Genomic DNA, 11,132 nt, shown 5'->3' on the forward strand with positions numbered 1-11,132 from the left:
ATTTTTTTATTATTTTATAAAATTTAGTTTTATGTGTTGTTTTTGCTATTTATTAGTTATTCTATTTTATTTTTGAATTTTTATGGTTTTATGGGTTGTTTCTTATGGCCTAGATTTGTGTGGTTGGTTATTGAATTGTTATTTGGTGGGTTGGGGGTTTTGATGAGATTAAAATGAAAAGTTTTGATATAATAAAGTTATTATAAGGATGTATAATGTTAGATAATAAGTATGATGATAATATTTTTTTTGATAAATATGCCTTAATGCTAAGATCTAAAGTAGGATTGGATGGTGCTGGTGAATGGGAAGATTTTAAAACATGTTTACCAAGCTTAAAAGATAAAGTTATATTAGACTTAGGTTGTGGATATGGATGGCATAGTATTTATGCTTTAGAAAATGGGGCTAAAAAAGTTTTTGCTATTGATTTATCTTTAAAAATGTTAGATAAAGCTAAGACTAAAACAAGTAAATATAAAAATAAAATATCCTTTTATAGAGGTTCTTGTGAAGAAATAGATAAAATCACTGACTTGCAAAATATGAAATTTGATATAGTTATTAGTTCTTTAGTTTTTCATTATATAAAGGATTATGAAAAATTAATTTTTAATATTTCAAATCTTCTTAATAAAAATGGTAGTTTGGTTTTTAGTGTTGAGCATCCTGTTTTTACCGCAAATATTTCCCAAGATTTTATATATGATAATAATGGGGATATTCAATTTTTTCCTATTAAAAATTATTTTTATGAAAATAAAAATAAATATAATTTTTTAGGTGAGGGTGTGGTTAAATATCACCGTACCTTAACAAGTTATATTTCTCCCTTATTGCAAAATAATTTTAAAATAACCAATATTATTGAGCCAAAGCCTTCTAATAAAATTATCAATCTTTTTTCTGAATTCAAAAATGAATTTAAAAAAGAATGGCATAGGCCAATGATGTTGATAATATCTTGCATGAAAGAGTAGCTTGAACTTAGTTGTAGATAAATTAAGATTTTTTTTAAAAAATAATAATGTATTTTTAAGTGGTGGTGCAGGTGTTGGTAAGTCTTTTTTAACTATGGAGCTTATAAAATCTTATAGAGTTCAAGGAAAAATTGTTATTGTATTGGGTTCTACCGCTCTTAGTGCTTTTAATATAGGTGGGGTTACTTTACATAGTTTTTTTGCTTTTAAAAGATGTCAAAATTATGATGAGTTATATTATGAAGATAGAAAGCAAAAAGATAAACTAGAAAAATTAAAGAGAATTTTAAAACAATGTGATTTATTGGTTATTGATGAAATCTCTATGGTAAGTGCTTCGTTGATGGAAATGATTTATTATAGATTATCAAGAAGTGGTTTTAATGGTAAAATTTTATTAGTTGGAGATTTTTTTCAACTTCCACCTGTGGTTAAACATAAAGAAAATCAAATTCAAAGTACTTTATTTCAAAATACTTTATATGCTTTTTCTTCACAAGCTTGGAGTGATCTTAAATTTATTAATTTAAAACTTAGTATTACAAAAAGAACTTTAGATAAACAATTTTACGAATATTTGTTTTTTCTTAGAATGGGTGAAACAAATAAAGAAATATTGAATTTCTTTAAAAAAATGTTAATTAGTTCAAAAAATTTACTTGAGTATATGGATGAGTATACTTTATTATGCGCTACCAATAAAAAGACTAATCATATTAATACTGAAAAATTAAATCTTTTACAAGGTAAAGAAAGTATATTTAAAGCAAAAGCTGAAAAACTAGATTGTACCTTAGATGATAAAATATACGAGCAGTGGATTAATGGACTTAATTCTTTGAGTGAGTTAAAATTAAAAATAGCTGCTAAGATTATTTTTTGTGTGAATAATAAAGAAGAAAATTATTATAATGGGGAGCAGGGTGTTGTTTTAGATTTTATAAAAGATAAAGAGCAAGAATATATTCTGATAGAAAAAAATAATGGTGAAAGATTGAAATTAAAACCATATGAATATACCTTAGAAGAGTATGAGTTAGACAAAGATGAAAAACTAGAAGTTAAGATAAAAGCTAAATTTGTTCAATTTCCTATAAAACTAGCTTATGCTATAACAATCCATAAATCTCAAGGCATGAGTATAGATAAATTAATATGTGATATTGATGGAATTTTTGAAAAAGGACAATTATATGTATGTTTATCAAGAGCCATTAATCCAAGTAATTTAAAAATAATATATAATTATAAAATGCCTTTTGAGGATTATTTTTTAAAAATTTTAAAATTTGATAAAGAGGTAAAGCGATTTTATCTGCAAGAAAAGTTTATAAATTTAGAAGAAGATAGGGAGTGATTATGAGATGGGTAGTAATTTTATTTTTTTCTTTTTGTAGTATTTATGCTAATTCTTTAAGCATAGAAGATTTTAGAACAGATTTGTATTCAAAAGCTGGAAGTAATACTTTAAAAAAGATTGAAATGACTTTAGATTTTGAGGGAGAAAATTTAGAACAAAAGAAAATTACAGACGCATTAAATACTATTGTATCTAGTTATTTTTATGAAGATTTGTTTACAGAAGTGGGTAAAAATAACTTCAAAGAAACTTTGCTTAAATTTAGCAATAAAAAATACAAAACTCAAATAAAAAACATTTATATTTTAAAAATTAACTCAGTGGCTCAATTTGATATAGAAGAACTGAAGCGTTTTGTAAAAGATTTAGAAAAAAATGAAGAAGATTTAAAAGAAACTGCTAAGCAAGAAGAAATTCAAAATATTCTTAAAGTTGCTAAAACTTCAGATCAAAATAATACCCAGCCAAAAGACATAAATGCTACTCAAACAAACAGTATTAAAGATAGTAATATAAGTTTTAATCAAGATGTTAATACAAGCAAAGAAGCTATGGATATGATTTTAAAAACTATGGAAAATGCTCAAATGCAAATGTTAGCACCAAGCAAAGAACAAGATTTGTTTAAAGAGATACCATTTTGATTAATGGATTATATCAAAATGGCTTGGAATTTTTGGTATAAAAATATTATCGTTGATATTTTGATCAAATTTTTGATTGTAAAAATAAAGACTGACTAAATTTCCCAATTCATCTTTGTAAGAAATACTGTCAAGGCTACCGTTTTCTAGTTTGATATTATATATGATATTTTCGTATTTTGCTTCATAGCTTTCGTGAGATATTGATTTTGCATTTTTAAAAATTGCTTGAAGATTTGGTAAATTTTGCAATTGAGTATAAATGGCTTGTTCTAATTCAGGTTCTATGATAACAACTTCTTTGTTGTTGATATAAATTTGCTTTTTATTCGGCTTAGTATAATTCCAAAAGGCTTTATTTTGAGTGATGATAAAATTTCCTTTGTAATTTAGCGAAGAATTATTGCTTTGCACTTTTTGTTCAAAATCACTGCTAAAATTTTTAAAATTTATATCAAAAGCAAAAATATTACAAGCAAATATCATTAAAAATACAAAATATTTCATAATTATCCTTTAAAAATTTTACAAATTATATAAAATTTATGCAAATAAAATTTTATATAGTTCTAATTAAAATCAAGGTATAATCTAGCATATATTTTTGTAATTAAAGGTAAAAAAATGTTTTCTAGTGTATTTAAAGCAATATTTGGCACAAAAAACGATCGAGAAGTAAAAAAATATTTAAAGAGAGTTGCGCAAATTAATGCTTTAGAGTCAAAATACCAAAATTTAAGTGATGATGAATTAAAACAAAATTTTATAGATTTTAAAACACAAATTCAAAAAGAAGAAAAAACTTTAGACCAAATACTAAATGATGTTTTTGCAATAGTTAGGGAAGTAGGAAAAAGAACGCTTAATATGCGTCATTTTGATGTGCAATTAATCGGTGGTATGGTTTTGCATGAGGGAAAAATCGCTGAAATGAAAACTGGGGAAGGTAAAACCTTGGTTGCAACTTTACCTGTTGTATTAAATGCTATGAGTGGCAAGGGTGTGCACGTAGTTACTGTAAATGATTATTTAGCCAAAAGAGATGCAGAGCAAATGAGTGCTATTTATAATTTTTTAGGTTTTAGTGTAGGTGTGATACTTTCAGATCAAAATAGCGATGAGGCACATAAAAAAGCTTATGAGTGTGATATAACTTATGGTACAAATAATGAATTTGGCTTTGATTATTTGCGTGATAATATGAAATTTTCAAAGCTTGAAAAAGTACAAAGAGAGCATAATTTTGTTATAGTTGATGAAGTAGATAGTATTTTAATAGATGAAGCAAGAACCCCACTTATAATAAGCGGACCTACAAATAGAACTTTAGATGGATATATTAAAGCAAATGAAGTAGCAAAACAAATGCAAAAAGGTCAAGCAGTGGCTACTCCTCAAGAATTACCAAGTGGAGATTTTGTTGTTGATGAGAAAAATAGAACTATCATGATTACAGAGGCTGGAATTTCTAAAGCAGAAAAATTATTTGGAGTAGAAAATTTATATAGCTTAGATAATGCAATATTGGCCCATCAGCTTGATCAGGCTTTAAAAGCACATAATTTATTTGAAAAAGATGTGCATTATGTATTAAGAGATAAAGAAGTTGTAATTGTTGATGAATTTACGGGAAGGCTAAGCGAAGGAAGACGCTTTAGTGATGGTTTACACCAAGCATTAGAGGCTAAAGAAGGGGTAAAAATTCAAGAAGAGAGTCAAACTTTAGCAGATATTACTTTCCAAAATTATTTTAGAATGTATAAAAAATTAGCAGGTATGACAGGTACTGCACAAACTGAGGCAACGGAATTTTCTCAAATATATAATTTAGATGTGGTTTCCATACCTACAAATATACAGGTTGCAAGAATAGATAAAGATGATTTGATTTATAAAACACAAGAAGAAAAATTTAAAGCAGTTATTGAAGAGATAAAAAAAGCAAATGCAAAAGGTCAACCGGTTTTAGTAGGGACTGCAAGTATTGAAAGAAGTGAAGTATTTCATAATATGCTTGTAAAAGAACGCATTCCTCATCATGTGCTTAATGCTAAAAATCACGAGCAAGAAGCTTTGATTATCCAAGATGCGGGTAAAAAAGGTGCAGTAACTATAGCTACCAATATGGCAGGTCGTGGCGTTGATATAAAAATAGATGATGAAATAAGAGCTTTAGGAGGGCTTTATATCATAGGAACTGAACGCCATGAAAGTAGAAGAATAGATAATCAACTTCGTGGTCGTGCAGGGCGTCAAGGTGATCCTGGTGTAAGTAGATTTTATTTAAGTTTAGAGGATAATCTTTTGAGAATTTTTGGCGGTGATCGTATTAAAAATATCATGGAAAGATTGGGTATAGAAGAGGGTGAGCATATAGAAAGTCGCATTGTTACAAGAGCTGTAGAAAATGCTCAAAAAAAAGTTGAAAGTTTACATTTTGAAAGTAGAAAACATTTGCTTGAATATGATGATGTGGCAAATGAACAAAGAAAGACTATCTATAATTATAGAAATGAATTGTTAGATGAAGAATTTGATTTACAAGATAAAATTTTAAAAAATATTGCTGAGTATAGTAATCATTTGGTAAGTCAAATTTATCTAAATGCAGAGCTTGAAGATGATGTTAAACATTTTGAAAGCTTAAAGCAAAAAGTAAGTTATGAGTGTAACCTTGAACTAAACGAAGCTGATTTTAAAGATTTAGGTGTGATTGAAGTAGAAAACAAATTAAGTGAAATTTTAGAAAAAGCTTATAAAGACAAAATGAGTATTATTGAAGATAAGGAAGCTAGAAGAATTGAAAGAATTTTATATCTTCAAATTTTAGATAATCTATGGAGAGAGCATTTATACCAAATGGATATTTTAAAAACTGGTATAGGTTTAAGAAGTTATAACCAAAAAGATCCTTTAGTGGAATATAAAAAAGAAAGTTATAATCTTTTCATGGAGCTTGTTGAGCGTATTAAATTTGACAGTTTAAAATTGTTATTTAATGTAGTTTTTACTCAAAAAGAAGCACAAAATTTTGAAGAAAAAAGCCATGAACAAAATGAGCAGTTTTTAGCTAATACCACAGAAAGTGGTGTTAATGAAAACGGTGAAGCACAAATTACTAAAGTACCTAGAAATTCACCTTGCCCTTGCGGTAGTGGCAAAAAATATAAAGAATGTCATGGTAAAAGTGGTCCTAAAAAAGGTATTTTAGCTTAAGGTTTGAGATGAATTTAGTTATAGTTGAAGATGATATAAATATGAGAAAATCACTCGAAATAGCTTTGGGTGAATATGAAGAATTTACTATAAAATCCTATAAATCAGCAACTGAAGCACTAAAAAAACTTAATGATGATGTTGATTTAATTATTACAGATATTAATATGCCGGGTATGGATGGTATTGAATTTGTACAAGCTTGTGAGAATAAATATGATTTTATCATTATCACAGGTAATGCAACGCTAAATCGTGCTATAGAAGCAGTAAGACTTGGAGTAAAAGATTTTCTAGTAAAACCATTTGATATTAATACTTTAGTTACCGCAATAAAACGCGCAAAAATAATTCAAGAAAAGACTTCTAATAAAACAAACAAAAAGACTACTAAAAAAGAAGAAAATCAAGATTTTTATGGTACTTCCAAGGCTTTGGAAAATTGTTTAAATTTGGCTTTAAAAGCTGCCAAAACAGATGCTAGTGTACTTTTTTTTGGAGAAAGTGGGGTAGGTAAAGAAGTTTTTGCAAATTTTGTGCATAAAAATTCAAAAAGAGTGCAAAAACCTTTTGTAGCTATTAATATGGCAGCGATTCCATCAAATTTGATAGAAAGTGAGCTTTTTGGTTTTGAAAAAGGTGCATTTACTGATGCCAATACTACTAAAATAGGGCTGTTTGAGCTTGCTAATGAAGGCACTTTATTTTTAGATGAAATAGGTGAAATGCCTTATGAAATTCAAGCAAAATTATTAAGAGCTTTACAAGAAAAAGAAATTACAAGACTAGGGAGTACTAAAAGTATAAAGATTGATGTAAGAATTATCAGTGCAACTAATGCTCATATAGAAAAAAAGATTGTAGATAATGAATTTAGACAAGATTTATATTATAGACTTAATACTATTCCTATTAATATACCACCGTTAAGAGAGCGTCAAGAAGAAATTTTGCAAATTGCACAAAAGGTCTTGCTTGATACGTGTAAAGAATATGATTTTAATGAGAAAACTTTAAGCCAAGAAGCACAAGATGCTTTACTAGCTTATGATTTTCCAGGTAATATTAGAGAATTGATTTCTATTATACAAAGAGCTTGTATTTTAAGTGAAAATGATGAGATTAGCGCTCAAGATTTATTTTTAGAAAGTAGAAAAAGTAAAGATATTAAAAATCTTGAAAAAGAATTGATTTTAGAAGCTTTAAAAAATTCGCAAGATATTACAGAAGCAGCTAAGCTTATAGGGATGAGTGAGAAAATTTTTAGCGAAAAAATGAAAAAATACAACATTACTTAAAAAGGACGGACAATGAAAAAAATAGCTATTGTAGGTGCAACAGGAGCAGTTGGTGAAGAACTTTTAAATGTCTTAGATGAGCTTGATTTTCCAGTTGAAAGTATTTTGCCATTAGCAAGTGCAAAAAGTGCAGGTAGTGAAGTAGAATTTAGAGGTAAAAGCTATAAAGTAAAAGAATTAACTCCAAGTGTTTTTAAAGAAAATCCTGTAGATATTGCTTTTTTTAGTGCTGGAGGAAATATAAGTGCTGAGTATGCAAAATACGCAGTAGAATGTGGTGCTGTGGTGATTGATAATACGAGCCATTTTAGAATGGATGAGAATGTTCCTTTGGTGGTTCCTGAGTGCAATAGTGAAGATATTAAAGATTGGGAAAAAACAGGGATTATTGCTAATCCAAATTGCTCTACCATACAAATGGTACATGTTTTAAAACCACTTGATGATGCATTTAATCTAAAAAGAGTAGATGTAAGTACTTATCAAGCAGCAAGTGGCGCAGGTAAAGAAGGTATGGAAGAACTAGTTCAAGGAATGCAAAGTTTTTTTGCTTTTAAACTAGATGAATTTGAAGCAAAAACTTTTCCATATACTTTGGCTTTAAATTTGATTCCTCAAATTGATGTTTTTAGCGACAATGGCTACACCAAAGAAGAATTAAAAATGGTAAATGAAACGCAAAAAATATTGCATAAAAAACTTGAAATTTCAGCAACTTGCGTAAGAGTTCCTGTGCTTAGAAGCCATAGTGAAGCTATTACTATGCATTTTGAAAAAGATGTTGATGTTGCTAAAGTTAGAGAGATACTTTCTAAAGCACCAAGTGTTGTTGTGATTGATGATGTAGAAAATAAAAAATATCCTATGCCACTTTTTACAAGTGACACTAACGAAACTTATGTAGGAAGAATTAGACGTGATATTAATCACAAAAATATTTTACATTTATGGTGCGTGGCTGATCAAATTCGTGTAGGAGCTGCTACAAATGCAGTGCGTATTGCGCAAAAATGGCTAGAATTGGTTTAAAAAGGAGAAAAATGCTAGAAAGATTTTTTGAGAATTTATTAGTTAAAAGTCGTTTGGTTACTATTTTACCTGTGATTTTTGGTTTAATAGGGGCTTTTGTTTTATTTTTTATCGCAAGTTATGATGTGATTAAAGTTTTAAAATATGTATTTGAATACTTTATGTTGCCAAATTCTACGGTAGATTTGCATGAAGATATTGTTGGTTTGATTATAGGAGCTGTGGATTTATATTTGATGGCTTTGGTTTTATTTATTTTTTCTTTTGGAATTTATGAGCTTTTTATTAGCGAAATAGAGGATTTTAAACAAACAAAGCAGTCAAAAGTTTTAGAAGTACATAGTTTGGATCAGCTAAAAGATAAGCTTGCAAAAGTAATTATCATGGTTTTAGTTGTAAATTTTTTTCAAAGAATTTTACAAATGCAACTTAATACAGTTTTGGATATGACTTATTTAGCAGGTTCTATTTTGGCTCTTTGTGTGGGGCTTTATTTCTTGCATAAAAGTGATCATTAATAAGGAATAAAAATGATTTTTATTGATGCGTGTTTTAAAAAATCAACTCCTTATACTCCAGTTTGGATGATGCGTCAAGCAGGAAGATATCTGCCTGAGTACATGGAAGTTAGAGCAAGTGCTGGGGATTTTTTATCACTTTGCAAGGACTATAAAAAAGCAAGTGAAGTTACTTTGCAACCTGTGGATATTTTGAGCGTTGATGCAGCTATTATTTTTTCAGATATTTTAGTAGTGCCTTTAGAAATGGGTATGGATTTAAAATTTGAAAAAGGCGAAGGGCCGGTATTTTCAAATCCCATTAAAACTAAGGAAGATTTGGAGAGATTAGATGTTGAAAAAAGTATTAAAAATCTTTCTTATGTTTATGATGCACTAGCGCTTACTAGAGAAAAACTTGCGCATGATAAAGCTTTGATTGGTTTTTGTGGAAGTCCTTGGACTATTGTTACTTATATGATAGAGGGTGGTGGTAGTAAAAATTATGCAAAATGTAAAAAATTAGTTTATCAAAATCCTGAATTTTTACATCAAATTTTATCTAAACTTACTTTAGCTTTAAAGCATTATATTCAAGAACAAATTAAAGCAGGAGCTAATGCTATACAGATATTTGATAGTTGGGCAAGTGCTTTAGAAAAAGAGATGTTTTTTGAATTTTCTTTTAAATACATGCTTGAAATTGCTGATTTTATCAAAGAAAAATATCCACATATTCCCGTGATTTTATTTCCTAAAGGTGTTAGTGGATTTTTGGATGGTATAAATGGAAATTTTGATGTTTTTGGTGTAGATTGGAGTACACCTTTAGAATTGGCAAAAGAAAAATTAGGCGCTAAGTATACTTTACAGGGTAATATGGAGCCTTGTAGATTGTATGATAAAAATGCGATTGAAGTAGGAGTGGATAAAATTTTGAATATTATGCAAGATAGTGCACATATTTTTAACCTTGGACATGGTATTTTGCCTGATATTCCTGTTGAAAATGCTAAATATTTTATCAAGCTAGTTCAAGAGAAATCTAAAAAGTGAACAAAATTACCTTTGGCCCCATAAGCTCGAGAAGATTTGGGCTTTCTTTAGGGATTGATTTAAGTCCAAATCAAAAGCAGTGCAATTTCGATTGTGTATATTGTGAGTTGCAAGCTGCAAAACCTGTGGAAAAATCTTTAGTATATCCAAAAATTCAAGATATCTTAGAACAGGTAAAGCAATCTTTAGCTAGCGATGTGAAATTTGATTTTCTTACATTAACTGCAAATGGTGAACCTAGTCTGTATCCTTATTTAAAAGAATTAGTTTGCGAGTTAAATAAAATAAAACAAGATAAAAAACTTTTGATTTTAAGTAATGGTAGTGGTGTGTTAAATCCAAATGCATTCAATGCTTTATTGGATATTGATGTAGTTAAATTTAGTCTTGATAGTGCTAAAGAAAAAACATTTTATAGAATAGATAAAGCTCTAAAACAAATTAAACTTGAAGCAATGATTGATAAAATGATTACTTTTAGGGAAAAATTTCTAGGTGAGCTTGTTATGGAAGTTTTAGTTGTACAAGGTTTAAATGACAATAAAGAAGAAATGTTAGCTTTAAATGAGGTATTTGATAAAATAAAGCCATTAAGAGTAGATTTTAGCACTATTGATAGACCTCCAGCTTATCCTGTTAAAGGTGTATCTATGGAAAAATTAGAAGAATTAAGTATGTATATTAATAGCGCCCCTGTTGTGCTTGCTAAGCATTATTATAAAGGTGAAAAAATTGATTTTAATACTCAAGAGCTTTTAAAAATGTTGCAACTTAGAGCTCAAAGTGAATTTGATGTTGAAAATAAATTTAGTCAATATAGCAAAGATATATTAGAAAAGCTACTTAAGGAGCAAAAAATTATTGTAAAAAATCTAGCTGGAGTGAAATTTTATAAAAAAATATAATTTTTTACGAAAAACTCTTGACAAGAGTATTTTTTTCTTATATAATACCATTTCTTATTTATTGATGTTCCGGATTAGCTCAGCGGTAGAGTAGTCGGCTGTTAACCGATTGGTCGTAGGTTCGAATCCTACATCCGGAGCCACTTC

The 11,132-nt window shown here is 28.4% G+C and carries 10 protein-coding genes and 1 tRNA gene; 10 read left to right on the forward strand and 1 reads right to left on the reverse strand.

Annotation, left to right across the window (positions count from 1 at the left end; translation table 11 throughout):
* Positions 1-215: 215 nt before the first annotated feature.
* The 3 genes from L8U98_RS05555 to L8U98_RS05565 are packed head-to-tail and all read left to right on the forward strand — an operon-like array spanning position 216 to position 2,984.
* On the forward strand, positions 216-980 hold the full coding sequence (locus tag L8U98_RS05555) for a class I SAM-dependent methyltransferase (protein WP_039617845.1): 765 nt from the start codon (positions 216-218) through the stop codon (positions 978-980).
* A gap of 1 nt (position 981) precedes the next feature.
* Positions 982-2,337: an ATP-dependent DNA helicase gene (locus L8U98_RS05560; RefSeq protein WP_263725198.1), complete on the forward strand. Its 1,356-nt coding sequence runs from the start codon at positions 982-984 to the stop codon at positions 2,335-2,337.
* A gap of 2 nt (positions 2,338-2,339) precedes the next feature.
* The gene (locus L8U98_RS05565) at positions 2,340-2,984 is read left to right on the forward strand and encodes a flagellar basal body-associated FliL family protein (protein WP_263725199.1); all 645 of its coding nucleotides are present in this window, start codon (positions 2,340-2,342) and stop codon (positions 2,982-2,984) included.
* Here L8U98_RS05565 and lolA read toward each other — a convergent pair whose 3' ends face one another.
* Complete coding sequence (lolA, locus tag L8U98_RS05570; RefSeq protein WP_263725200.1) at positions 2,985-3,491, reverse strand: LolA-like outer membrane lipoprotein chaperone; 507 nt, start codon at positions 3,489-3,491, stop codon at positions 2,985-2,987. It lies immediately after the preceding gene.
* 117 nt (positions 3,492-3,608) lie between these two features.
* Between lolA and secA the strand changes: the two genes are divergently transcribed.
* The 7 genes from secA (at position 3,609) to L8U98_RS05605 (ending at position 11,128) form a co-directional block, all read left to right on the forward strand.
* Positions 3,609-6,200 (forward strand): preprotein translocase subunit SecA, encoded by a 2,592-nt coding sequence (gene secA, locus L8U98_RS05575; protein ID WP_263725201.1) that lies wholly within the window; start codon positions 3,609-3,611, stop codon positions 6,198-6,200.
* 8 nt (positions 6,201-6,208) lie between these two features.
* Positions 6,209-7,498, forward strand: coding sequence for a sigma-54-dependent transcriptional regulator (locus L8U98_RS05580; RefSeq protein WP_263725202.1), 1,290 nt, complete (start codon positions 6,209-6,211; stop codon positions 7,496-7,498).
* Positions 7,499-7,510: 12 nt separating this feature from the next.
* Positions 7,511-8,527, forward strand: coding sequence for an aspartate-semialdehyde dehydrogenase (locus L8U98_RS05585; protein WP_263678836.1), 1,017 nt, complete (start codon positions 7,511-7,513; stop codon positions 8,525-8,527).
* 11 nt (positions 8,528-8,538) lie between these two features.
* On the forward strand, positions 8,539-9,045 hold the full coding sequence (locus L8U98_RS05590; RefSeq protein WP_012661246.1) for a YqhA family protein: 507 nt from the start codon (positions 8,539-8,541) through the stop codon (positions 9,043-9,045).
* A gap of 12 nt (positions 9,046-9,057) precedes the next feature.
* Positions 9,058-10,080 (forward strand): uroporphyrinogen decarboxylase, encoded by a 1,023-nt coding sequence (gene hemE / locus L8U98_RS05595; protein ID WP_263725203.1) that lies wholly within the window; start codon positions 9,058-9,060, stop codon positions 10,078-10,080.
* Positions 10,077-10,985, forward strand: coding sequence for a radical SAM protein (locus tag L8U98_RS05600; protein ID WP_263725204.1), 909 nt, complete (start codon positions 10,077-10,079; stop codon positions 10,983-10,985). The genes hemE and L8U98_RS05600 overlap by 4 nt, the downstream gene beginning before the upstream one ends.
* Positions 10,986-11,053: 68 nt before the next feature.
* Positions 11,054-11,128: transfer RNA gene (locus tag L8U98_RS05605), tRNA-Asn, on the forward strand.
* Positions 11,129-11,132: the final 4 nt, after the last annotated feature.

The sequence above is a fragment of the Campylobacter sp. RKI_CA19_01128 genome (assembly GCF_025771175.1).
Classification (GTDB): domain Bacteria; phylum Campylobacterota; class Campylobacteria; order Campylobacterales; family Campylobacteraceae; genus Campylobacter_D.

What these genes read in the sequence shown, in the direction of transcription:
- L8U98_RS05555 (WP_039617845.1), top strand. Translation starts at nt 216, where the DNA reads ATGTTAGATAATAAGTATGATGATAATATTTTTTTTGATAAATATGCC.
- lolA (WP_263725200.1), bottom strand. Translation starts at nt 3,491, where the DNA reads ATGAAATATTTTGTATTTTTAATGATATTTGCTTGTAATATTTTTGCT.
- L8U98_RS05580 (WP_263725202.1), top strand. Translation starts at nt 6,209, where the DNA reads ATGAATTTAGTTATAGTTGAAGATGATATAAATATGAGAAAATCACTC.
- secA (WP_263725201.1), top strand. Translation starts at nt 3,609, where the DNA reads ATGTTTTCTAGTGTATTTAAAGCAATATTTGGCACAAAAAACGATCGA.
- hemE (WP_263725203.1), top strand. Translation starts at nt 9,058, where the DNA reads ATGATTTTTATTGATGCGTGTTTTAAAAAATCAACTCCTTATACTCCA.
- L8U98_RS05585 (WP_263678836.1), top strand. Translation starts at nt 7,511, where the DNA reads ATGAAAAAAATAGCTATTGTAGGTGCAACAGGAGCAGTTGGTGAAGAA.
- L8U98_RS05565 (WP_263725199.1), top strand. Translation starts at nt 2,340, where the DNA reads ATGAGATGGGTAGTAATTTTATTTTTTTCTTTTTGTAGTATTTATGCT.
- L8U98_RS05590 (WP_012661246.1), top strand. Translation starts at nt 8,539, where the DNA reads ATGCTAGAAAGATTTTTTGAGAATTTATTAGTTAAAAGTCGTTTGGTT.